A 24,989-nucleotide genomic window follows, 5' to 3' on the forward strand; every position below is an offset into this window, starting at 1 on the left:
CCTCTCAAAAGCAAGAGGCATTTATTTTATATTAATATTATATTTTAGTCCAGTTTGAATTATTATCGTTGCTTTCCACAGCTGCATAAATAAATTTCATACCACGTACGCCCTCCTCTATCCTTGGATAATCTGGATTTTCGACAACTTCTCCTGCATTTACACTTAAAATGTGCTTGGCAAAATTCTTATAAATGGTTGCAAAAGCTTCTAAATATCCTTCTGGATGCCCCGACGGAATTCTTGAAACCTCTAGCGCTTCAGGGTGAAGACCATTTCCATTTGGTGAATATATTTTTTTAGGTTCATTTAACCATCGAGTAATTAATTCGTTCGGATTTTCTTGATACCATTCTAAGCTTCCTTTCTCTCCATAAACCTTAATGGCTAAATTATTTTCTTCGCCTAAAGCGATTTGAGAAATTGAAATGCTTCCTTTTGCTCCATTCTCCATACGGATAAGCATATTACCGTCGTCGTCTAAAACGCGACCTTTCCCAAACACCCCTAAATCGGCTGCTACCTCAGCAACATTAAGCCCAGTAACGTAAGAAATTAAATTTTCTGCATGTATACCAATATCGCCTAGAGCACCTCCAATTCCCGATTTGGAAGGATCGGTTCTCCAAGCTGCTTGTTTTTGTCCTGTGGTTTCTATGGTTGTAGACAACCAGCCTTGCAGATATTGGGCTTGTATTTTTCTAATTTTACCCAGTTCGCCGGCAGCTATCATGGCTTTGGCCTGCTTTACCATAGCGTTCCCAGTATAATTATGCGTAAGTGCAAATAATTTACCACTTTCCTTTATGATGGATTGTAATGTTGTGGCTTCTTCAAGCGTTAATGTTACAGGCTTATCGCAAATCACGTGAAACCCATGTTCTAGAGCCATTTTAGCTGGTGGAAAATGCATGTGATTCGGAGTTACGATAGCCACAAAATCCATTCGGATGTCTTCTGGTAATTCTTTCTCTTTAAGAATCATCTCTTCAAATGTTTTGTAGCACCTGCTTTCTTTTAAATGCAATGCTTTTCCCGAAGCAATAGATTTTTCTTCAGTACTACTAAATGCACCACATACTAATTCAATCATACCATCTATGGCCGCCGCTTTTCTGTGTACATCTCCAATAAACGAGCCGGTGCCACCACCGACCATTCCCATTCTTAATTTTCTAGTCATCATAACCTTATACGTGTTCTGTTATTAACGATTTATTTTTTTTCATATATATATTTAAGCCCAAAAAGGCTACGATAAGAATTGCAGGAAGTATAGACATTGTTCTTAAGGCCTCTTCTGCACTGGCATTATCCATTAAATGTCCCATTATGGGTAATACTATAGAAACCGAAAACATACCAGCTCCTCCCATAATAGAAAGTCCTAGAGCTCCTGTTTCTGGCAGGTATTCGGCAACAAAACCTAACATGGTTGGCCAGAAAAATGTTACCCCAATAGCAAAAACGGCAGCTGCTACAAAGGTCATTCCCTCACTGGTAATAGTAAGTAGCCATAAGCCAATAAAAGTAAAAATGGCTGAATATAATAACATTCCGGAAGGCTTTAATTTATGCACGACCTGACCAGCAAATAGTCTACCCAAAGCCATTATGCCGTTAATAAATGCCAATACCAATAAAGGAGAAGCTACAGATGATTTTAAAAGAGATTCTATGCGCTGCGTAGTTCCTAACTCTGAAGCGGCAGTAAGTAACATACAAAACACCATAAATAGAAATAAAGGATTGAAGATACTAGAGAACATTTTTTTGTTGCTTACCCCCAACTGAACCCGCTCGGTTACTGGAATATTTTGCCCATAAAACAACACAGCATATAATATTAATGGAATGAATAAGGTGCCCACCATAACTTGCCAACTTAAGCCTAACACATCCATGATAAGCCATGCTACCAAGGCCCCAATTACAATTCCTCCTGGAAACCACACATGAAATCTGTTTAACATTTTAGTTTTTTCCTTCGGATACATCGAGGCAATCATTGGGTTTAAAGCCGCTTCTACCATACCGTTTCCGATACCAATACATAAGGTGGCTATAAATAAGGAGGTCATAGAATCGGCCATAAGAGTTAATACGATACCTAGAGCATGCGTAATAAAGGCCATCCAAATGATTTTTTTTATCCCTAGTAAATCCACTAAAGGTCCCCCAATAATCATAGCAATAGTAAATCCAAAAAAGGCTGGTGCAAAGGCATAGCCCAATTGTTCTAAAGTTAATCCTACGCCTTCTGGACCAAATACCGTTTCTAATCGTGCTCGAATAGCAAATGTCATTGCTGTTGTAATTAAAGCGAGGCAGCTCGCTAGAAAAAGCCTGTCTTTATTAATGCCTTCCATAAAAATTCACTTAGTTAGTTTGTAAATACAAAATAATCTTCCTGATTAAGACTATAATGTAGCAGGCAAAAGTGTTTTTGGTTTATAAGATTTAGGTGAATTATATTTCCTAAAGAATCTTTTCACTTTTGTGTGGTTGATGCTTTGTGAAAATAAGGAATACCTTTAAAAAATGCGTCTATAATTATTCAGTGAAAAATATTAAACACCTTTAAGAAAGGTTTTAGGTGTTTTGTAATTCTAATTCCTCGCACCTAAGTCGATAAGTATTAGGAGAACATTTTTCATGTTTTTTAAAGACTGTAGCAAAATACTGACTAGACGTAAACCCACACATGTAGGCCACTTCGGCTATAGTAAGATTTTTATGTTCCTGAAATATCTTTTTAGATAGTTCTAAGCGCTTCATGGTTAAGTAGCGCATGGGAGTTAAATTTGTTATTTGTTTACAATGGTAAGTAAATCGCGTTAAACCTACACCCGCAGATTGTGCCATTAATTCGATAGTCCATTGCTCGGAAAGATTTTTTTCTAACTCTTTTAAAAAGTATCCTACACTTCTTGAACTATCGGTTAAGGCTTCATTTAATACAATATCATCGGCATCTAAAAGATCTAGTAAAGCCAACAATAACTGGTTAATTAAGACTCTTATTTTTGAGGCACTACTACCATTTTCATCGGCATTTATAGCTTTATTTAACTTACAAAAACAATCTTTGATACTCTGATTTGTTTTTAAAATTGATTTTTCATTATATCTTAAAATGTTTGTAAGTCGCTTTAAATCGTGTTCCGTCAAGGCAATCCAATCTGGCCAAACCCAATCTTGATGTGGCCTTCTAACACCTAAATCTATAATCACCCAGTAAAACTTTCCCATACCAATATTAGGGTTCCCAACTTTATGAGCTTCCCATGGTCGTGTAATCGTTAAATGGTTTGGCTTAAGCAAAACTTCCTTCCCTTCCTGTGCATACGGCATACTCCCCGATTCTAGAAAATGAAATTCTATCCCTTCATTTCTATGCCAATCTAAGCCCCAATCTTGTGGTTCATTAGCATCCCAGTATCCAACACTATTTAATCCTAGCGTATTTTCATCTAAACGATTACCCGGATAAGAATGCCTGGAAAGTCCGTTAAAATCTATTTTTTTACGACGGAAAGCATCTATTAAAGGCAAACAGGTATCGGCATGATAAACAATACCTTCTGCCATATAGGGTTCGATTTTATTCTGAGTTGCTTTCACTAATGATAAATAAATTTTCGCTCTACAAAATACGTATTTTTTAATACTTATACATTTACTTTATATATTTATCAAATTAAAGCTACTCTTTTAACTTATTTGGCAATACACCTATACCCTATAAAAACCATACCCGTATATGTAAGCTCAAGATGTTTAAAACATTTCAGTGGTATAATCTGAACTGTTTTTAAATATATTTTGTATTATTTTACTCACCTTTAAAATTATTAAACACTTCCTAAATTAACTATGAATACACTTAAGTTTTTTATGCCATTGCTAATACTAGCAAACACCTTAATTATTAGCGCACAATCAACCTTTAACGGTATAATAAAAGACAGTAACAACACCCCTATTGAAGGTGTAAACATAATTCTAAATTCATCCCTATACAGCGTAAGTAATGCTCAAGGTGCGTTCACCATTAAAAATATTCCTAACGGGACATATGCTTTTAACATTTCTCACATAGGTTATAAAAGTATACATGATACCCTAACATTTAATTCTACCACTAAAACCCAGTCCTATGTTTTAACAACCGACTTATTAAATTTACACACAGTTGTAGTAACGGGTACTTTCAGCCCAAGAACAGCTCTAGAGTCTAACACTGCTGTTAGCACCTTAAATACTAAGGAAATTCAACAGGTATATCCGCAAGGCACTGCTAATTTATTACAAAATATTACCGGCACTTATACCGATGCTTCTGCTGGCGAAGTATTTACGAGGGTGTATACTAGAGGTGTTTCGGCGGCTGCCGAAGACGATATGGGATGGTACTATGTGTCTTTACAAGAAGATGGTTTACCTGTAAGTTTGGTACAACACTCCTATTACGGTTCCGATTTATTTAATCGCACCGATTTAACCACGCAACGCGTGGAAGCTTTGAGAGGTGGAAGTGCATCTATTACCGCTATGAATGCCCCTGGTGGTGTTTATAACTTTATTTCTAAAACTAATACAGAAGCTTTAGGGGGTGAAATTCAGATTCAAACCGGAGTTCAAGGGGAAGGCAATTTAATGTACAGAGTCGATGGGATCTATGGTGGAGATTTAGGTAACAATTGGTCTATAAACTTTGGTGGCCATTACAGGCATGATGAAGGTGCTAGAAATACCGATTTCACTTTTAATAAAGGCGGACAACTTAAGTTTAACGTTATTAAAGAAAACTCGCGCGGGTATTTTAAACTTTACGGAAAATATTTAAACGATTATACTAACCGATATACTGGCGTTGCTGCTACAAATTGGGATAACCCTAAAGCTGCCTTTGGCCAAAATTTTAATTATACTGCCTTAATGATGCCAGGATTTAGTGCACAAATTCCAGACGGAAGGTATTTAAGTGAAGGTAAAACCAATAGTTTCGATCCTTCAAAAGGTGCACATGTTAAAGATTTAGCAGTTGGATTTGATTTCTTTCAATATTTAGGCAACCAATGGACTATAAAAAATAATGTAAAGTTCTCCTCTAAACGTGCCAATTGGCAAACCTCTATAAGTAATGCTTTTGTATCGATTAGCGATCCAACGGCGTACTATCTTATAAGTAACGGAAATCCGTTTCCTGTTGGACAAATTGTATTTCGAGATGCCAATTCTGGCAACGAGCTAGCTAGAATAGATAATAGTGGTATTTTCTCTGGAAATCCTTCTGAATATTTAACCAATGGAAGACTACCTAATGATGCTATTATGGGAACCTCGACCTGGTATAAAGATAATGACGCGAACGAAATCATGCAGCAATTAACGCTTAGAAAAGCGTGGGATAAGCATGATTTAAATATGGGGCTAGCTTCTGGATTTTCGGACACCTCTGTGTTCACTCAAGGCAGTTTTGCATTTTCAACGTACGAGAATAATCCGCGTATGCTACAAGTAACTTTAGAAAACCCAAATGAAGCCGTTGTTGCCTTATCCGATCGTTTTGGGGTAAGTAATTACGGTGGATTATTTTTTACTAACAGCAGTGCTAAAGTCACGCAACTGGCTGCTTTCGCCAACGACCATTGGACAATAACCGATAAGCTTAAATTGGATTTGGGATTGCGATACGAATCCATTACGCATAAAGGTAGCAATGACAGATTTGCGCCGTTTACCCAAGTAGGTGGATTAGATGGCAATGAAAACACAGCGTACGACAACAATATTTTACAACCTACGGGGGCGCAAGACGACTTTAACTTCACCTATAATTACCTGTCTTATTCTGGAGGAATCAATTATGAAGTTACTGAAGATGCAGCAGCATTTGCACGTGTTTCCAAAGGCCATAAAGCACCAGAATTGAATTACTATTTCAACAACTTCTCGAATGTCCCTATCAACAAAAAAGGAGAAGTACAAGATATCAATCAAATCGAATTAGGGTTTAAATCTAGTTTTAAAACCATTTCGTTTACTACTACTTTATTTTGGAGTGAACTTAAAAACATTGGAGTTTCAAATTTTGAATTTGATGAGGAAACCAGTAATATTTTCTATACGCCAATTCAGTTTAACACCTCTAGAACTGTGGGCTTAGAATGGGAAAGTGTGTATGCACCTTTTGAACATTTTGCCTTTCGTTTTAATGGTGTTATCCAAAACCCAAAGGCTACAAATTGGAAGGTTTATGATGCAGCTGGTACGGTTGATACTGGCGATGATAGCATTACCGATTATTCTGGAAACACCTTGGCTTTTAATCCTAAATTGATGTTTAATTTAAATGCAGAATACAACAAAAACAAAGTGTCATCTTTTATTAAATGGCAATATATGGGCACACGAGAAGGAAATGTGGCCAATGCGTTTCAATTAAACCCCTATAGTATTTTTAGTGCGGGGTTTGGCTATCAGTTTACCACTAATATATCGGCAAATGTACTCGCTACAAACCTATTTAATTCAGACGGATTGGCTAATTTCTTAGGAGCCAACACCTTTGGAGCCAATGCCAATGGTGCTACTCCAGAATATATTGAAGCTAATCCCGATGCTAGTTTTGTTGTAGTGCCTGTTTTACCACGAGCAATGCTCTTACAATTAAACTACAGTTTCTAGTGGCCTCTGTAAAGTGAGACATTAATGTAAAAAAAAGAGGCTGTCTAAAAAGAGTAAAAATTCGTCATTCTGAATTTATTTCAGAATCTCATCATATATATAACGTGATTGTATAAGATTATTTGGGTGGTTCAAGCAACTAATTTAGCAAATACAAACCGAATAGAAAATCCTTGCGGATTTTCTATTCGGTTTGCAGCAGCAATTAATTTTATACGGGGTTGTACACCGTTTTTTATTGTTTTATATATTCCTTTGTTTTAAAGAAAGTTCTTGTGTCATTAAACACTTTGTCAGTTTTATAATCAATCAGCCACATATTGACTTTAAGTTCATTCAGTAATTCGTATTCCAATCTTACAAATCCGTATTTCTCTGAAAAATAGCTTGTCAGTTTTGTAATTCCAATATTTGATTTAGCAGTACTTTCAATAATATAACAGTTAATATTTCCGATTTCAGTGTTGACAGTTTTCTTATCGGTTATTTTGTAATTATAGGTTAATAGTAATTCTCCTTCCCACTTTCCCCACATTTCATTTCCCCAACCTTCTCCGATAAGCATTTGGTCAGTCCATTCTGTCCCAATTTCGAGTGGACTTTTTATAAATGGAAAAGGTGCAGTTTCCAATGAATTGAAAAATCCTTCTCGGATTGGATGAATCCAAACATTGTTGCTATTTTCAACTGCTCCTGTTGACGATAAAGAAGCGTACATTGGCTCTTCTAAATAAGAAATTTGAGTTTGATTTTCATTTGTTCTGTTAGTGTCTTCAACTGGCTTTACCAATAAATGAATTTTGTCAGTTCCTATACTGTCTGATTTTGTTTGTACAAGCTCAAAATCGACTTCTCTTTTCTTTTTTTCTTGATTGTGTCTGCTTCTATTTTTTTTCAGTTTATACTTTTTGTCTTTTATAATAATTTCATAGTCATAAACGAAAACACTTCCTGGTTTATAAATTTTATTATTTAAGTCAATACTATCTTCTTCAATTATAACGGAATCGTATTGTTGAGAATATCCGATTTGAACTAAAATCAGGAATATAAAAGTCAATTTTGAGTTCATAAATTTCGTTTTTTTTGGTCAAATGGTGTACAACTAATGAAATGAGAACCTGAATCACGTTCAGGTTGACGAAACCTCTACTTTTTAGACAGCCTTCTTTATATTCTTTAAAATTACTTTTTCTCGTTTTCTAATTCTTCTAAAGTCCAGTAATCTTCTCTATGTTCTGAATTTTTTCTAGCTTTACGCACCACATTTTTATGAAAACCTCCTACATCATTCATGGCTCTTACATAACTTAATACATCTGCAATCCATTGATCGTCATTAGAATTCAATGCCATCATAATACCATATTCTTTACCATCTACAGGGCCTATTAGTCCGTTTAAAAGAATCTTACTAAGTAAATCTGTATCGTCGCCAATCACTCTTGGGCTACCAATTAAAGACGGTGCCACCAGTGTTCCATCTTCCATAGCTTCTCCTTTTAAATCGGCACCATGACAAGTCACACATAATTGGTTGTACGAATCGTATCCTCTAAGAACACTTCGTTTTTCGTTCACATTTCTTCCGCTTAAGCGTTGCTTTAATTGTTCTAATTTAGAATCGTCTTTCTTTAAACTCTCCACCACACTATGCGTAATAATTTCATTATCCTTAGCCTGTTCTCCAATAGCTTCCAGTAATGCCGTAGCCTCTTTGGCTTTGCTATAACGTAAACTTAAAGCCAATTGATTCACAACATCTATGGATGAGTCTGATGTTAACGCTTCTAAATTTTTAATAATATCGGTATCTCCAGATTTTAAAAATGTTTCACTCAATCTTATCGCAGTTAAACGTACGCGAGGGTCTTCATCTTTAAATTTTTGTAAAATAATATCTTTATCTACAACGCCCAACCCTTCTAAAGTCCACAGTGCATGCACGCGCTGAATTCCTAGATCTTTATCTGTTCCAAACAAATTATCCCAAAACGATTCGTTATTTATAGCCACCTCTTTTAATTCTGGAATGACACTGCTGTCTTCCTTTAAAATAATTAATTTCTGAGCCGTGTTACGATACCAACCATTTGGATGTCCTAAAAATGGCACCAATTCTGAAGCACTTTTATTTAACAATTCTGGTTTTGTATCTGGTTTAATATCCTCATGAACAATTCTATAAATTCGTCCTTTTCCTATATTTTTATCCAATTCTTTACGTATAATCACCGGGCGTAAAGAGCTTCCCTTTCTTGTCCAGTTACTTTCTTGAATAATGCCTCGGTACATATCTACAATATACAAAGCGCCATCAGGGCCTGTTTTAGCTTGTGTGGGTCTAAAATTCAAGTCTGTAGACGCCATGAATTCAGCTTGATCGTAGGCATTATACAATACTTTTTTACCATTCTCTACTTTTACTTTTGCTCTACGGATTAGTCGTCCCACAGGTTCTGGAATAAATAAATCGCCATACAATGAAGGTGGTAATTTGTGTCCTCTATAAATTTCTTGTCCGGCAACGCCTGTAAAATGATTTAAGGTATTATCTGGACGTAATCGTTTTGGACCTCCCTGAACATCGGGTGTTCCTACTACTGGCCAAGGCTCCATAAATCCTTCTGCCAATCGTCCTTTCGGATTATAATCGCCGTACACCGCAGGTTGTTGAAATCCGTAAGCTGGATTTTCTGCACCGGCTGAAGAGTAGTACATATTTCCCATATCGTCTTGGGTTAATCCCCATTGTCCGCTAGGCATATTATCAAGAGAATCTACAACTACTTTATTTTTTGTAAACTTAAAACGGATAGGATTGTACGTGGTATATACCCAGTTATCCAGGTTCCAGATTAAACCACTTTGTTGGTGTTCTAAATTTCCACCTCGTCGGTTTGGATTATAATACACACGTTCTTTGGTATCGGCTACCCCATCGTTATCGGTGTCTTTGTAACTCCACAAATCGTACGAATAGGTTTCATTAACAATCAATTCATTTTCTAGGGGTAATATCATTCTTGGTAGCATAAGACTATCAATAAAGACGGTGCTTTTATCCATTTTTCCATCCCCATCTAAATCTTCAAGTAATTTAATTCGGCTAACAGGCACATTGGTTCCGGTACCATCTACATCCTGCATATAGGTATTCATTTCGGCCACATACATACGTCCGTCTCCATCCCAAGCCAAAGTAATAGGTTCATCTACCATAGGTTCGCTTGCCACCAATTCGGCCTTATACCCTTCTGGTAAATAAAAGGTTTTCATACTTTCTTCTGGAGATAAAAAAGCTGAAGATGCCTCTTTTATAATTTCAGGTTTTTCATAAATTTTATCAACGTATTCTTTCTTCTTTTCTTTACAATTAGAAAAAAGAAAACCTATCAATAAAACAGGCAACATGTTTTTAATCATCATTCTTTTAGTTTAATTAATTAGAGTTAGTTAGTTAGTTAGTTAGTTAGTTTTTAGTCATACATCCTTTTGAATATTTCTTTTTGAAAACTGAAAACCCAAAATAATATAATGGAAGTAATCTCAAATATAAAGATCTCTCGCCACATGCTCGTACAGTTTTTTTCAGTGAAAAATATTGTACTTTACGATGAAACCTCGGCTTTCATAACACCGTAATACGCTCTTTTAAATGAATAGCTTCAGACGAACTCCCTACCAAAATCTCGAAGGTTCCGGGCTCTACTGTCCAATTCATGTTTATGTCTAAAAGCTCCAAATCTTCTGGTTGTAAGGTAAAATGAACGGTTTTGGTTTCGCCTGGTTTTAAAGTAACTCTATCGAAGCCGCGAAGTTGCGACTCGTAAGTCGTTACGCTACTCACCTCATCTTTTATATACAATTGAACAACCTCGTCTCCGGTACGTTTTCCTGTATTTTTCACTTTAAATGACACGTATATAGCGCTTTGGGAGTGTTTTGTTTTCTGATTAACAACTAAATCACTGTATGAAAATGTTGTATAACTTAGTCCGTATCCAAACGGATATAACGGCCCCAACACACGTGTGTTGCCATAACCATTAGGTCCGGCTCCAGGTTGCCCCGCTTGCGATCCGGGTTTATATGGAAAATTCAGTGGAATTTGTCCAACCGATTTTGGAAAGGTTACCGTTAATTTTCCGCCTGGATTATAAGCTCCAAACAAGGTTTCGGCAATAACTTCGCCTGCCGCTGTACTTGGGAACCAAGCTTCCAAAATTGCTGGCAGAAACTTATTTTCCCAATTAATGGTTAGCGGCTGTCCGTTAATTAGCACTAAAACCACAGGTTTTCCTGTTGCATACAAGGCTTGAACAAGTTGAAATTGCCGTCCAGGAAGTCCTAAGCTAGTTCGCGATTTGGTTTCACCCACACGTTTATCATCTTCACCAACTACAGCAATAATAATGTCCGATTTTTCGGCTTGCTTTACAGCTTCAGCAATACTTGCTTCTTCGGATGCCGAAAGTGGTGTTGGAATAATTTCACTACCTGGCCAATCGGGATCTACAATATCACAGCCTTTTACATACTGTACTTCGGCTTTATCTTTGGCATAGTTTTTTATCCCTTGATACACCGAGGTTGACGGATTATCGGCAGGACCATAACGACTGTAGGTAAAACTCACCTCGTCCGCCAAAGGCCCCGTTACCAATATATGTTTTATATTATTAACGTCTAAAGGCAACAGATTATTTTCATTTTTAAGCAGTACTAAAGATTCTCTATTGATTTGTTTTGAAAATTCTTCATCGGCTGCAGTATGCACCAAGTTATCTGAAGCCTTAGGGTTTTCAACATAAGGCGAATCAAATAATCCCAATCTGAATTTCACTTTTAAAACCTCTCCAACTCTAGAGTCGATGGTTTTCATTGAAATTTTTCCTTCTGCAATAAGCTCACGAAGGGGTTCTATAAAAGATTCTGGCGTGCGGAATGTAGTACGCACGTTTAAACCTGCTTCTACCACTTGCCGTACAGCTTCTTTATAATTTTCGGCTACATGGTGCTTGTCCGACACATATTCTACAGCTTCACTATCGGAAACAACATAGCCGTTAAACCCGTATTGTTCGCGAAGTAATGCGGTTAAAAAATAAGAACTTGCCGTTACCGGAACACCATCATAATCATTATAACTACTCATAATCCCCATCGGTTTCGCTTCCTGAATGACGCGTTTAAAGGGATATAAATGTAACTGATGCATTTCGCGCGGTGCCACATGCGGATCGGTTCGTGCGTCGCCATCTCTAGCCCCTTTCGGGATGCTGTAAACTGCAAAATGTTTAAGTGTTGCAGCCACACCTTGAGCTTGTAAACCTAGTGTCATCTGCTTACCCATTTCGGCAATGTGATAGGGTTCTTCGCCATAACATTCCAATACACGTCCCCAACGCTGATCTCTGGCTACATCTAAAATAGGAGCATAAATATTGGTATAGCCTAAAGCCTTGGCTTCTCGACCTACAATAGTTCCTGCTTTATAAACCAGCTCTTTATTCCACGTGCTTCCAATCCCGATGGGTGCCGGAAGCGGGGTTGCTTTTTTATGACATAATCCGTGAACACCCTCGTTAGTAAAATCGACCGGAATCCCTAAGCGTGTTTCTTCTACAAACCACTTCTGAACCGTATTGATGGCTTCGGCATGCGTGCTATACGGATAAGAATATGGTGTATGTGTTTTCTCTTGATTCCAAATGGTATTTAAATGCTCGTCGATATTGGCGATACCATCTTTCCAAATTCTGTTTTTCCATGCCGCTGTAGGTAACTCGTCTTCTAAAACCCTTGCAAAACCATATAAAGTTGCCATTTGGCATGTTTTTTCGTTCACATTCATCAAGGAAATGAGATTAGAAACGCGATCGTCTATATTGGCCTTAGGATCTTCGTAAACATCCTTAACGCCATTCTTATTAAAATCGATCCAATCGTTATGATATATTTTTGGACCATCTATTTTGAATGATGATAACAAAAACACACTTGATAAGAGAACTACAGTAGCTTTAAACTTCATGTTAAGTTTTAATCGTTTAGGCATTTTGAAACAGAATTTATTACATTTGATTTTCTATTATGGCTCTAGCATCTTCAGGACTTGTTTTCTGTTTTCCGGTAAGTAAGTAAATAATCATTCCAGCATCAGAAGGGTCAAAATCTCCTTTTTTAATACAGGTTAATTGTCTGCTATATAACCAATCTAATTGTTTTTTGATTTCTGGAGACTGCTCACGAATTGATGATGTTTTAATCCAATCGAATCGTTCCATAGGAGCTTTCATTCCGTCGTAATCTTTCCCACCATTTTGATCGACAATGCGGTCTACAATTAAACCTTTAGACTCGAATTTAGTTTTAATGTCGGCCCAAGTCCATCCGGAATGTTGCTCCCAATCGTAAGGCTTATCAGAATGATTGTTATTCCAATTAGAATGGGAAATTAAGCGTACAAATTTTAACTTAGATGTATCTGCTTTTGCAAGAGCACTCCCTACTACGTGCATTGGTCCAGCGGCTATAATGCTTAATGGGCTTGAAGCACTCGATTTATTAATTTCTTTGGTAATGGCATTTATCGCCTTTGTAGAATCGGCAACAGCTTCTATAAAATTTGTTTGATTAAAATGAAATATGTTCTGCCCTTCTAAGGCACTAATTTGCATTTCTTTTTGAGCATTTTTATGATCGTGGTTGCTCCCCCAAACGTGATCGCTAAACGTGTACACCGTTAGGCTATCTTGAAGATGCTTCGCAGCTAATAGGGCTAAGGTAAAAGGGGTTGCCGCCCAATCGTCGTGGTCGTGTTCATTCCCGTCCGAACTTACAACAATACGTCCCGTAGTATACGGAATGCTTTGTGCATAACTCCCAAAAGGGATACACCATAACACACAAAAAACAAGAAAAGAAGTAATAGTTTTCATACAATACACAAATTCTGTTAGTAGTTTAAATAGGCTTCGCATCAGATTGTAACAACAAATACCTGTACATCTCTAAATACACGATATTAAATCGTTAGCATACCATAAAGGATAATGGAAACGATTGGTTGCTATTTATAAACTGCTGATTGAAACACCTAATAAATGCTTTTTAAAAATGTAATACGGTTTCTTGCTTTTTTAAGACCAGAAACACGTATTACAATAATAAAAAGACTTTAGCTTGAAATATATAAGCTATGAAGCAAATACCATAACTTATTACCCATTCTGTACATTTGGCCAAGGCGCCTAGCTTATTGCTCCTCTTGCGATTCCTTTTTATGGTGTTCTATGTACTCGCTTGGCGTCATCTCGTATAACTCGCGGAATGTTTTCCCAAAATATGCAGCAGAATTAAAACCAGACATATGTGTAACTTCCTTAATGGTATATTTATCTTGTATTAATAATTCTGAAGCGTATTTTAAACGAATTGTTCGAATAAAGTTACTTGGATTTTGCCCGGTTATCGACTGAATTTTTCTGTAGAATTGCGAACGCCCGATACCTATTTCTTTTAATAAATGTTCTAATTTAAAATCGGTGTCGCTTATATTATCTAGAATAACTTTCGTTGTCTTTTCTAAGAATGCCTCATCTATTGAGTTTGAAGTAACCTCGTTAGGAGAAATTACGGCTCCTAATTTCGAGAATTTCTCACGAATTACACGTTTAGCCTCTAACAAATTGTCTATTCTCGCCTTTAACACGTTTATATTAAAAGGTTTTCCTAAATAGCCATCAGCACCAGTTTTATACCCCTCTATACGGTCTTCCTCTAAGGCGCGAGCTGTTAATAGAATAACAGGAATATGGCAAGTTTCGAATTCAGATTTTATTTGTTTACACAATTCAAATCCGTCCATTTTCGGCATCATAACATCGCTCACTACAATATCTGGATAATATTTTTGAACTTTTGCTAGGCCTTCTTCCCCATTAACGGCTTCAATAATTTTATAGAAACCGCGTAATTCGTTCTTTAAATGGTCTCGTAATTCTTTATTATCTTCTACTACTAAAATAGTTGGTAAATTATCGTTTTTTACTTCGCTTTCTTTCATTGATGCTTCCGAAATATCATCAGAAATAAGCATATCGTATTCAATAGATTTCATAGAGTTTATTAAAAACTCATCCTTAACCACTGTAATTTCTCCCGTTTCAGCCTTTTTATTGATAGGAATTCTTACAATAAACTTACTCCCTTGGTTAATCTCACTTTCTACAAGAATTTCACCACCATGTAGTTCTACCAAACCTTTGGTAAAATTCAACCCGATACCTGTACCTGTCTTATTAACATCGACATTATAAAATCTAGAAAATATTTTTTTAAGCTGCTCTTTATCTAGACCAATCCCCGTATCTTCTACAATTATTTCAACAAAAGAAGTTGGTTGTTTTTTAGCCTTATTAATTTTATTAGTCAATTTATTTTTACCAGAAACCTCCTGCACAGATACTTTAATTTCGCCACCATTATTGGTGAATTTTATTGCATTCGAAATTAAATTGGTTAGGATTTTTTCAATCTTATCAAAATCAAAAAACGTTATCAATTGATCTGTATTTGAAGTAAATGTATAATCGATGTTCTTTTTAGCGACTAAGCCTTTAAACAACGAAAATATATCGTTACTAAACTTAACAATATCGCCCTTTTGCACCTGTAATGGCGCCATACCAACTTCCATTTTACGATAATCTAATAACTGATTTACTAGGTATAATAAGCGTCTAGCACTTCTTTGAATAGATAATGCCGACGTTTTAACCAATTCCGGATCGTTATATCCAGCTACTAATTTATCTAAGGGGTTTAAAATTAAGGTTAAAGGGGTTCTAAACTCATGTGATACATTTATAAAGAACTCTAATTTCATTTGGTCGAATTCCCGTTCCTTTTCCGCATTAATTCTGTTTTTATAATATTTCTTTAAATACCAAAACCCAATAGAGGCCAGAATTAAATATAAAAGATAGGCTGTCCACGTTTTCCATGGCGGCGAATTTAATTTTAAATTCACAGCAGTTACCGGTGCATTTTCCCAATCGTTAGAAGTCGATGCCTTCACTTTAAAGGTATAAGAACCCGGCTGAAGATTAGAAAAATTGACCACTCTATTACTACCTGCTTCAATATAGTCTTCGTCTAGACCTTCCATTTTATAGGCATACTTAACTTGTTCCTGATTTTGGAAATGAAGTGCTATAAAATCGAACGATATATTGGTCTGATTGTAATTTAATTCTACATTATTAATTTCGGAAACTGGGGCTGTTAAAACAAACTTATTATTAACCGCATCTCCAACTTTTATTAACTTATTATTTATTTTAAGGGCAGTAATTTTAGGTTTTAATTTTTCTGAAGTATTAATAAAAATATCATTAGGTTTAAAAATATTAAATCCGTTGATACCTCCTAGCAAAATACGGCCATCTCTTGTTCTGGTAATCGCCTTACTTTGGTATTCCATACCCTGAATTCCATCATGTGTATTAAAGTTTTTAAAGTGTTTTGTTTCAGAATTAAAAAAAGACAATCCACTTCGTGTTGTTATCCAGAAATCATGATTTAAATCTTGAATAACTCCAGTAACTAGGTTGTTTGGTAAACCGTCTTGAGTAAAATAGGATTCTAAAAGGTTTAAATCTGGATCTAATTTAAAGATTCCAATATCTGTTCCTAACCAAATATTATCTAAATGGTCTATGGTAATATCGTTAATACGGTTACCTATGATCCCGTTAATATTGACTTCTTCAAATTTAATTTTGTCTGGAATACCAATCCCAAAATCATCTAAATTGACATAATTTAAACCTAGAGAAGTCCCTACCAACAGCCTGTTTTTAGAATCTATAAATAGTGAAAACACAAAATTACTTAACAATCCGCTTTGTGTATTTTCTCCAATTCTATAATGATGAAAAATTTTATTTTTTCGGTCGAAAAGATCTAAACCTTCATCTCTTAATCCCAGCCAAACCCGACGTTCTTTATCTTCAATACCTGTCCAAACCGAGTTTTGACCAAGCGTATTCGGGCTACCTTCATGGTGTAAATACCGTTGAAATATTTTTGTTTCCGGATTGAATTTACTAACTCCGCCATCTAAAGTACAGACCCAAATATAACCATCGGTATCTTCAAACGTATAGAGCATTTTATTAGAACTTAACGAGGTAGGATTATTGGGTTCATGACCATAAGCGGTAAAGGTATTCTCTTCTTCGTTAAAATAATTCATACCCCCGTTATACGCCCCAAGCCATATTCGGCCTTTTGAATCTTGAAGAACAGTTTGAACAATCTTTTCATTTAATCCATTTACACTGCCTTCTTGATAATAATAATGTCCAAAACTAGATTTTTTAAGGTCGAGTTTACTAACACCTTCATTATAGGTGGAAATCCAAAACACACCACTTTTATCCTCAATCACATCAGACACTTGGTTTCCTGGTAGCGAAAAAGGGTCGGAAGCATCGTGTTTTATTTGGTTGACTTCATCATTTATTTTATCATAAATAAAGATTCCATAACCATCTGTTAGTACCCAAATTAATCCAGAAGTATCTTGATAAATAGTGTAAAATGGCACACTATCTTCAGATAAAGAAACGCTTTTAAAAGTGTTTTCCTTTTTATTCCATAATACAATATTAGAAATGTCGTTTCCTATCCAAAAATCATTATCTGAATCTATAAATAATCGTTTTGGAATGTGGTTTAACTCGTACTGTGATTGACTCTGAATTAAAACACGCTCAAAATTATCTGTTTCGGGATTGTATCTATTTAAATGCTGACCACTAGTTTCCACCCAAATTACTCCATCTTTATCCTCTTCAATAATATTAATATTATCGTCGTCGATACTATGAATATCTTTAGAGTTAAAGGTATAATGCGTAGGTTTTAAGTTTTTAACTTGATAGGTATCGTCTTGTAAAGGTAGTTTAACCAAACCCTGGCTGGTCCCTACCCATAATACGTTTTTATCTGTATCGTATAATAAGGAGTTTATAATTTTTTTAGGGTTATACGATGTTACAGGCTGCTCGAATAAGGTTACATGTTTAAATACATTGGTGTTTTTGTTAAATATATTTAAACCATTATTAGTCCCAATCCAAAGATGACCATCTTTATCTTCCTGAATAACATTAATCCGGTTGTTACTAATAGAGGTTGTATCGTTTAAAATGGGTCTAAAAACCTCGAATTCATACCCATTATATTTATTCAACCCATCGATGGTACCAAACCATAGAAATCCTTCACTGTCTTGAAAAACTTCTAAACAGGTACTACTAGATAGCCCTTCTTCTGTATTTAAATTTTCGAACTTAAGATTATAAAACTGTCCGAAACAAATATTGCAAGAAACAAATAATATTATGAGGCATAAATATTTGGTCATCCTAAAGTTTTTATGAATCCTGCAATAATACTAAATTTACGCAAAAGATAATTCAAGATATTACAATTTCTTTAACTAAATTTAAGCATAAGCTTACAAATGAGCATTTTGCTACAAATCAAATAAACTTGGTAACCAAAGGGTTAATTTTGGAAAAAAGGTGACTAAAAACAACGCAAAAATCATGGCCAAAAATAACGGTAGTAATGGCTTTATTACCTTTTGAATCGTAGTTTGGGCTACCCCAACCCCAACAAAGAGGACAGAGCCCACGGGTGGCGTACACAGTCCGATACAAAGATTTAAAACCATGATTATTCCGAATTGAATCGGATCCATCCCTAATTTGGTAACTACAGGCAAGAAAATTGGTGTAAAAATTAAAACGGCAGGAGTCATATCCATAAAGATACCAACAAAAAGCAGCAATAAATTTATGATTAATAGTATAACTACCGGATTATCACTTATACCAAGCAATGCAGAACTGATGTCTTGCGGAATATTTTCGTAAGACATGACCCAAGACATACTCATAGATGCCCCAATTAATAACATCACGATAGCCGTTGTTGTACTAGATTCTAATAAAATAGATGGTAACGATTTAAAGGTTATTTCTTTATAGATAAAACCTAAAATTAGGGTATATAAAACTGCTATTGCAGAAGCTTCTGTAGCGGTAAAAATACCTGAAACGATTCCACCAATAACAACAACTAGTAAAAACAAACTAGGCACAGCATCAATAAATGTTTTAAATACATTTTTTAAAGAACTACGTTCTCCTAATTTATATTTTTTCTTCTTTGCCCAAAACGAAGCCACTAACATTAGTAAAAGTCCGGTTAATATACCTGGAATATAGCCTGCTAAAAACAATGCGGCAATAGACACACCGCCACTTGCAAGAGAATAGACTATAAGCACGTTACTAGGCGGAATAATTAATCCCGTAGTAGACGAGGTGATATTCACTGCTGCACCAAATTCTTTTGAGTATCCTTCCTTTTCCATTTCGGGACCTAAAATACTACCCATAGCAGAAGCCGATGCCATTGCCGACCCAGCAATTGCTCCCATAAGCATAGCTCCTATAACATTTATTAGGGCTAAACCACCAGGTAGCGAACCTACTAATGTTTTTGCAAAAGCAATGAGACGATGGGCGATTCCACCTTTATTCATGAGCTGCCCCGAGAGTACAAAAAACGGAATGGCCAATAAGGCAAAACTATCTAAACCGGTCCCCATACGTTGAGACACTGTAGTAAATGCTGGTAATGCTGGTATACTAACCAACATGGTTAATACCGATGATATTGCAATACTCCAAGCCACGGGTGTACCAATGGCTAAGAGTGCAACAAAACTAAAAACTAAAACAAGTACTGGAATATATTCCATTATAATTTGGTATTTAAAATATCTGAAACTTTATAAAAAACTATTAGTAATCCGCTTATAGGAATTACGGCATATACAAATGCTAAAGGAATTTGTAAGGATGGTGAATGCTGTTCTAAAACATAGGTTATATAAACGAGTCTAAAACCACCAACTATCATGGCTGCAACAGCAAAGGAAATCACTAAGATATAAACCAATAACTTTAACCTTTTTTGGGTACGCTCACTAAATTTTTGAGGCAGTACATCTATAGCCACGTGCATATTTTTACCCGACACATAAGCAGCACCAAGAATCCCCAACCACACCATTAAATACCTCGACAACTCGTCTGTAAAAGAACTTGGTGTTCCCATTACAAAACGTGTAAACACTTGCCACAGCACATTAATTACCATAATTCCCATAATAGCAATGAGAGCTTTTCCTAGAACGGAATCTACTATATCTCTAAATGTCATATTACTTTGTATTTTTTATTTGTTGAATTAGACTATACATATCCGGATTGTCTTTATATCCATCATATATATTGGTCACTTTTTCTGAAAACAAGGTTTTATCTGGACGAATAATTTCTACACCCGCTTTTTGAACTTCTTCTAGAGCCTCGGCTTCGGCTTCGGCCCAAAGTTTCCTTTGATAAATTACCGATCGATTAACAGCTTCTTGAAGCCATTTTTGTTCTTGATCAGATAAACGATCCCACAAATGCGTTCCAACAATTAAAACATCGGGCAAAACAGTATGTTCGTCTAAAGAATAATATTTACAAACCTCGTAATGTCTAGATAAATAAAAACTTGGCGGATTGTTTTCTGCCCCATCTACAACACCTTGTTGTAACGATGTGTATAATTCTCCCCAAGAAATTGGAGTTGGAGAGCCTCCTAAACTTTTTACCATATCTATGGCAGTTACACTTTCCATAACCCTAATTTTAAGACCATCTAAATCGGCTGGATTATGTATGGGTTTGTTTTTAGTATAAAAACTACGACTTCCAGCATCGTAATACCCAAGGCCTTTTAACCAATATTTTGTTCCGCCATCAAGTAATTCTTTACCCACGGGGCCATCTAAAACAGAAAACACATGAGCGCGGTCTCTAAATAAAAAAGGCAGACCAAAAACTTTCATTTTAGGTGAAAAATTTTCCATAACCCCAGAAGATACTTTGGTCATATCTAAACTTCCAATCTGAATTAATTCTAAACATTCTCGTTCGGTTCCTAATTGCTGATTTGGATAAATTTCTAAAACCATTTTTCCTCCAGAAATCTCGGCTAAATCTTCACCCATTTTTAACATGGCTTGGTGCACCGAATGCTTAACATCTAAACCGTGACCTAATTTAATAGACCGTGTTTCAGAAATATTGGCACAGCCCATTAAAAGAGTAAGTGCGAGTATTGGAAAAACTTTTATTATGTTTTGTTTCATTGTACCATCGTATTGGTTCTAATTTAAAAAATATAAACCATATCGTTAATTTGAATTCATACTTTACTACCCAATCTATTCGAAATAAACAGGTATAGCAATACTATCAATATTCAGGTAAAAAACATCTAAATTAGTGTTCAGACATTATAAACTATGACCCATTTTATTGACTAACGCTAGAAGTAGCGCCATGTTTCAAATTTATTTTTGGAAAGTTAAATTATTTAAAACTGAAAGTTTACCGAATTGGAATGATTATCAGACGGATTATTTTTTTTAATATAAACTTAAAATGATATGAATTTAGACCTAATTATAAACATCCTGACATCGTATTAATTTTGATCAAAACACATATATTTAACTTATATAGATTCCTATCATTATAACAGCAGAACATCTTTAAGAATAATTTTAGGAAGACCATTTTATTTTTTTTTAATATTAAAATAAAGCGTATCTTTTAATTGACTGTAATTCAGTGTTTTTTTACTGAATCTTTGATTTTTTTTGAGTCTGTTTTTAAGCTTCAAAATATATTGTTCATTAAATTTTTGAAAAATGGTAATATCTATTTTTTATGGATTATCTGGAACTAAACTGGCCAAAAACCCTAAAAACAATAGGGCTTCATCTATTATTTTGGATTCTAATTGTAACCTATTTTGCTTGGGGTTTTGGGTTGGATGAAAACCCTAAAAAATCCTTTATAAATTCCGCATATTTCTTGCCAGGACACATGATTATGGCCTATGCGCTTATTTATATTTTAATTCCTAAATTTTTATTAAAACGAAAGTTTATTCAATTTGCTTTAGGTCTTTTTTGTGTTATACTGCTATGCATTGCTTATACCATTTTGGCCCAATTATCAATAAACAACACAAGAGATTTTAGCGGAATGACTTTCACTGTGGGGCGAAATGTTTTGCCTTTTCTTCATGTTGGCGGCTTTGTAGTATCTATTAAATTATTACAGTATTGGTATATTCAAAAACAAGAAACCATTGAAGCTGAAAGACAAAAATCTGTAGCTGAATTAAAATTATTACGCGCACAATTACATCCACATTTCTTATTCAATACATTAAATAATTTGTATTCGCATACGCTAAAACAATCGGCTAAAGCACCAGAAATTGTTTTAAAACTTTCTGCTTTACTTAGGTTTATGATCTACGAAAGCAATAGTGCGAGAATTTCATTAAAAAAGGAAATTGATTTACTTCAAAATTATATTGATCTTGAACAATTACGATATGGCGACCGACTTGAAATTTCAAAAACAATTTCTGGTGACATAAAACAATATCAAATTGCACCACTGTTATTGCTTCCTTTTTTAGAGAATGCCTTTAAACACGGTACAAGTCAGCAAATCGACCAATGTTGGATACGTTTAGACCTAAACTTACAGGGTTCTAAAATGATTTTTAAACTAGTAAATAGTATAGACCCAAATACCAAGAAAACATTTAAAAACATAGGTGGTTTGGGTTTACAAAATGTAGAACGTAGACTTCAGCTTATTTATAAAGACAAATACCACTTTGAGACCATACATCAAAATGAAGTTTTTATAGTAAACCTTGATATACTATTAGAAGCTTTGGAAGATGAGTTTAAGGAAAAATTAATTAAATAACAGGCTTTATGAAATGTAGATGTATAATTGTAGACGACGAGCCCCCTGCTATAAAAATTCTTGAGACTTATATAGACGCATTAAGTCAGTTAGAAATTATAGGAACATGTTCTAACGCCATTCAAGCTCTAGAACTATTAAATACAGAAAAGGTAGATTTGATGTTTCTAGATATACACATGCCTAAATTAATGGGTACACAATTAATTAAATCGCTCTCTCATCCACCAAAAGTTATTTTTACTACGGCACATAAAGATTTTGCTATAGAGGCTTTTGATTTAGATGCTGTAGATTATTTACTAAAACCCATATCATTTGAGCGGTTTTTGAAAGCAGTAAACAAGTATTGCCAAATTAATCACATTGAATTTGAAGGAGCTAGTGCAGATCCTGGGTTTTTATATTTTCGTTCGGACAGGAAGATGATAAAAGTGTTTTTAAATGAAATACTTTATATTGAAAGTCTTCGCGATTACATTATAATTCATCGCGAAAACACCTCTAAATTAAAGGTAAAACTAACACTTAGCTCCGTAGAAATGATGTTGCCTCCAAATTTATTTTTAAGAATTCATAGGTCGTTTATTGTCTCTTTAGATAAAGTCACTGCCTATACAAAAAATGATGTAGAAATTGGAAAGATAGAGCTTCCTTTTGGAAAAAATTACACTGATGCATTGAACTATTTAGCTCCAAAAACTAAGGACTTGTAGAAATTAAAAGACTCTGATCTTTCGTATGGACCAGAGTCTTTTTTTTATTGGTTTTAATAAAAATTAATTCAATTCTTGTAAGCTATTATTGAAAACATACGCTCCTACGTTTCTACCTTGTTCTAAACCTTGCTCTACAGAATGTCTAAAATGATATCCAATATAAATTCTTGACACGGCACATTCTTCAGCTATTTGAGAAAAACGACTTAAGTTTCGCTCAACTCCAGGTAAGTCGTATGGACTTGTAACCTTCAAAGACATATTATCGGTGTTGAAGAATAATTTTAAAAGTTCTGCACCAGCACCAGCACATTGTGCATGTGTAGAAGGGTAATCTGGGTTAGGCGGAGTTGGTTTTATACCTCCCATAATAGTCCATGTTGCATCGCCAATCGTATCATCATTACCATCTGTTTCACCTGCTCTAATGGCTGATATTGGCCTCCAGAATTTGTAGTGAAATTTTCCTTCAAAAGAACTTATTTCAGCATCAATTTGAACCATATGTGTTAACGCCAACAATCTTGCAGATTCCCAACCATGAAGTTTTTCTTGTTGAATTAAAGAACGTGATATTCTATTCATGACACTTGAAAAATTTTCAATCCAAAATATACCTAATTCTGTTTGTTCTGGTGTTCTATCTGGACAATCTATGCACCCCAAACGTTTAACTTCTTGATAATCCTTTGCGTATTCTGGAGAATCTAAAGCATAAGGCGGCTCTGCTCTAAATTGATCTTGTGTCTCTATACCGTAAGGCATAAAATCTCCAAAATCTACACCATAAGCTGCATTTACCGGCCAGGCTGGAGGGTTTTCAACCATCCAAGGCATATAATTAACGAGGTAATTTCCTGGCTGAATATCGGCGTTATAGGTTGAAAATTTAGGAAGAACATCACTAGCTCTCTTCGATAGAATCGCTTCGGCTGCTAATTTCCCTATTTCAATTCCTTTGGTTTTAAATTCGGAATCTTCTATGGCCGAAAGACTGGAATTTAACAAGTCATCTGCCGCTGCCTGAGCAGGCGGATATATTTTTGTTAAAACATCGTAGGCCGATTGTGAGATAGCGGCATTAGCCAACTGAGAAATACTTTCTTCTGATTCTGCACTGAATTTAACCATGCTATTATCTAAAGCATAGGTTTTATATTTAGGTACAATATTATTTAAAGCGTCGTGCATGGCTAAAGTAACCATGACATAAATTCTTGCCTCTGCTGGAGGAGGCAATTTAGCATCAATGGACTTGCTTAAAATTTCATTCCATTTCAATAGAGTGATAGGGTCATATTTTTCTATTGCTTTATCAATTTCATCACCTGGATCTGGTGTAAAAACGACATCATCATTGTCGCAAGCATTAAAAATGATCATCATGATTAATGCGGTCATCAAAATTTTAAAATTTGTTTTCATAATTCGGTTAATTTATTGATTACCTATTAAATTTACCGAAATATGGAGCTTGAAATATTTATGTCTGCTAAAGGATAAGTTTTAGATAATAAAGGATTGTTTTATGTCGACTAAACTTAATTTTGATAAATACCCCCTAAACACAAACACATAATAGCCTGATTGTTTTACACTTAACACTAGCACTTATAAAATAACTCTAGTATTTCAG

Annotated in this window: 15 protein-coding genes; 3 read left to right on the forward strand and 12 right to left on the reverse strand. The window is 35.2% G+C overall.

Translation table 11 applies throughout. The annotated features are described in order from the left end of the window. Positions 1-37 precede the first annotated feature (37 nt). From A9D35_RS05375 to A9D35_RS05385, 3 genes are all read right to left on the reverse strand, one after another. Positions 38-1,186: a Gfo/Idh/MocA family protein gene (locus tag A9D35_RS05375; RefSeq protein ID WP_066220002.1), complete on the reverse strand. Its 1,149-nt coding sequence runs from the start codon at positions 1,184-1,186 to the stop codon at positions 38-40. Between the two features lie 4 nt (positions 1,187-1,190). Then, positions 1,191-2,369, reverse strand: coding sequence for an MFS transporter (locus A9D35_RS05380; protein WP_066220005.1), 1,179 nt, complete (start codon positions 2,367-2,369; stop codon positions 1,191-1,193). 223 nt (positions 2,370-2,592) lie between these two features. Further along, the gene (locus A9D35_RS05385; RefSeq protein ID WP_066220008.1) at positions 2,593-3,591 is read right to left on the reverse strand and encodes a helix-turn-helix transcriptional regulator; all 999 of its coding nucleotides are present in this window, start codon (positions 3,589-3,591) and stop codon (positions 2,593-2,595) included. Positions 3,592-3,876: 285 nt separating this feature from the next. Between A9D35_RS05385 and A9D35_RS05390 the strand changes: the two genes are divergently transcribed. Beyond that, complete coding sequence (locus A9D35_RS05390; protein WP_066220014.1) at positions 3,877-6,693, forward strand: TonB-dependent receptor; 2,817 nt, start codon at positions 3,877-3,879, stop codon at positions 6,691-6,693. A gap of 235 nt (positions 6,694-6,928) precedes the next feature. Here A9D35_RS05390 and A9D35_RS05395 read toward each other — a convergent pair whose 3' ends face one another. The 8 genes from A9D35_RS05395 to A9D35_RS05430 all read right to left on the reverse strand — a co-directional run bounded on the left by A9D35_RS05395 (position 6,929) and on the right by A9D35_RS05430 (position 20,986). Then, complete coding sequence (locus tag A9D35_RS05395) at positions 6,929-7,765, reverse strand: hypothetical protein (RefSeq protein ID WP_066220018.1); 837 nt, start codon at positions 7,763-7,765, stop codon at positions 6,929-6,931. Positions 7,766-7,878: 113 nt separating this feature from the next. Further along, the gene (locus A9D35_RS05400) at positions 7,879-10,122 is read right to left on the reverse strand and encodes a DUF7133 domain-containing protein (RefSeq protein ID WP_083191628.1); all 2,244 of its coding nucleotides are present in this window, start codon (positions 10,120-10,122) and stop codon (positions 7,879-7,881) included. Between the two features lie 202 nt (positions 10,123-10,324). Further along, positions 10,325-12,730: a glycoside hydrolase family 3 N-terminal domain-containing protein gene (locus A9D35_RS05405; protein WP_066220025.1), complete on the reverse strand. Its 2,406-nt coding sequence runs from the start codon at positions 12,728-12,730 to the stop codon at positions 10,325-10,327. Between the two features lie 40 nt (positions 12,731-12,770). Beyond that, positions 12,771-13,637: a hypothetical protein gene (locus A9D35_RS05410; RefSeq protein ID WP_066220028.1), complete on the reverse strand. Its 867-nt coding sequence runs from the start codon at positions 13,635-13,637 to the stop codon at positions 12,771-12,773. Between the two features lie 317 nt (positions 13,638-13,954). After that, complete coding sequence (locus A9D35_RS05415) at positions 13,955-18,133, reverse strand: two-component regulator propeller domain-containing protein (RefSeq protein ID WP_066220031.1); 4,179 nt, start codon at positions 18,131-18,133, stop codon at positions 13,955-13,957. Between the two features lie 111 nt (positions 18,134-18,244). Next, positions 18,245-19,540, reverse strand: coding sequence for a TRAP transporter large permease (locus A9D35_RS05420; protein WP_066220033.1), 1,296 nt, complete (start codon positions 19,538-19,540; stop codon positions 18,245-18,247). Next, positions 19,540-20,004 (reverse strand): TRAP transporter small permease, encoded by a 465-nt coding sequence (locus A9D35_RS05425; protein WP_066220037.1) that lies wholly within the window; start codon positions 20,002-20,004, stop codon positions 19,540-19,542. Before A9D35_RS05425 ends, A9D35_RS05420 begins: the two co-directional genes overlap by 1 nt. Position 20,005: 1 nt before the next feature. Continuing rightward, complete coding sequence (locus tag A9D35_RS05430; protein WP_066220040.1) at positions 20,006-20,986, reverse strand: TRAP transporter substrate-binding protein; 981 nt, start codon at positions 20,984-20,986, stop codon at positions 20,006-20,008. Positions 20,987-21,569: 583 nt separating this feature from the next. Between A9D35_RS05430 and A9D35_RS05435 the strand changes: the two genes are divergently transcribed. Together A9D35_RS05435 and A9D35_RS05440 are read left to right on the forward strand one after the other, a co-directional pair. Next, positions 21,570-22,634 (forward strand): sensor histidine kinase, encoded by a 1,065-nt coding sequence (locus A9D35_RS05435; RefSeq protein WP_066220043.1) that lies wholly within the window; start codon positions 21,570-21,572, stop codon positions 22,632-22,634. 8 nt (positions 22,635-22,642) lie between these two features. After that, on the forward strand, positions 22,643-23,350 hold the full coding sequence (locus tag A9D35_RS05440; RefSeq protein ID WP_066220045.1) for a LytR/AlgR family response regulator transcription factor: 708 nt from the start codon (positions 22,643-22,645) through the stop codon (positions 23,348-23,350). A 63-nt stretch (positions 23,351-23,413) separates the two neighbouring features. Here the strand turns inward: A9D35_RS05440 and A9D35_RS05445 are convergent, their stop codons facing one another. Continuing rightward, entirely contained in the window at positions 23,414-24,778 is a 1,365-nt protein-coding gene (locus A9D35_RS05445; RefSeq protein ID WP_141675483.1) for a vanadium-dependent haloperoxidase, read from the reverse strand. Between the last annotated feature and the right edge of the window lie 211 nt (positions 24,779-24,989).

The sequence above is a fragment of the Formosa haliotis genome (assembly GCF_001685485.1).
GTDB classification, from domain to species: Bacteria; Bacteroidota; Bacteroidia; order Flavobacteriales; family Flavobacteriaceae; genus Formosa; species Formosa haliotis.

What these genes read in the sequence shown, in the direction of transcription:
- A9D35_RS05375 (WP_066220002.1), bottom strand. Translation starts at nt 1,186, where the DNA reads ATGATGACTAGAAAATTAAGAATGGGAATGGTCGGTGGTGGCACCGGC.
- A9D35_RS05380 (WP_066220005.1), bottom strand. Translation starts at nt 2,369, where the DNA reads ATGGAAGGCATTAATAAAGACAGGCTTTTTCTAGCGAGCTGCCTCGCT.
- A9D35_RS05385 (WP_066220008.1), bottom strand. Translation starts at nt 3,591, where the DNA reads ATGGCAGAAGGTATTGTTTATCATGCCGATACCTGTTTGCCTTTAATA.
- A9D35_RS05390 (WP_066220014.1), top strand. Translation starts at nt 3,877, where the DNA reads ATGAATACACTTAAGTTTTTTATGCCATTGCTAATACTAGCAAACACC.
- A9D35_RS05395 (WP_066220018.1), bottom strand. Translation starts at nt 7,765, where the DNA reads ATGAACTCAAAATTGACTTTTATATTCCTGATTTTAGTTCAAATCGGA.
- A9D35_RS05400 (WP_083191628.1), bottom strand. Translation starts at nt 10,122, where the DNA reads ATGATGATTAAAAACATGTTGCCTGTTTTATTGATAGGTTTTCTTTTT.
- A9D35_RS05405 (WP_066220025.1), bottom strand. Translation starts at nt 12,730, where the DNA reads ATGAAGTTTAAAGCTACTGTAGTTCTCTTATCAAGTGTGTTTTTGTTA.
- A9D35_RS05410 (WP_066220028.1), bottom strand. Translation starts at nt 13,637, where the DNA reads ATGAAAACTATTACTTCTTTTCTTGTTTTTTGTGTGTTATGGTGTATC.
- A9D35_RS05415 (WP_066220031.1), bottom strand. Translation starts at nt 18,133, where the DNA reads ATGACCAAATATTTATGCCTCATAATATTATTTGTTTCTTGCAATATT.
- A9D35_RS05420 (WP_066220033.1), bottom strand. Translation starts at nt 19,540, where the DNA reads ATGGAATATATTCCAGTACTTGTTTTAGTTTTTAGTTTTGTTGCACTC.
- A9D35_RS05425 (WP_066220037.1), bottom strand. Translation starts at nt 20,004, where the DNA reads ATGACATTTAGAGATATAGTAGATTCCGTTCTAGGAAAAGCTCTCATT.
- A9D35_RS05430 (WP_066220040.1), bottom strand. Translation starts at nt 20,986, where the DNA reads ATGAAACAAAACATAATAAAAGTTTTTCCAATACTCGCACTTACTCTT.
- A9D35_RS05435 (WP_066220043.1), top strand. Translation starts at nt 21,570, where the DNA reads ATGGATTATCTGGAACTAAACTGGCCAAAAACCCTAAAAACAATAGGG.
- A9D35_RS05440 (WP_066220045.1), top strand. Translation starts at nt 22,643, where the DNA reads ATGAAATGTAGATGTATAATTGTAGACGACGAGCCCCCTGCTATAAAA.
- A9D35_RS05445 (WP_141675483.1), bottom strand. Translation starts at nt 24,778, where the DNA reads ATGAAAACAAATTTTAAAATTTTGATGACCGCATTAATCATGATGATC.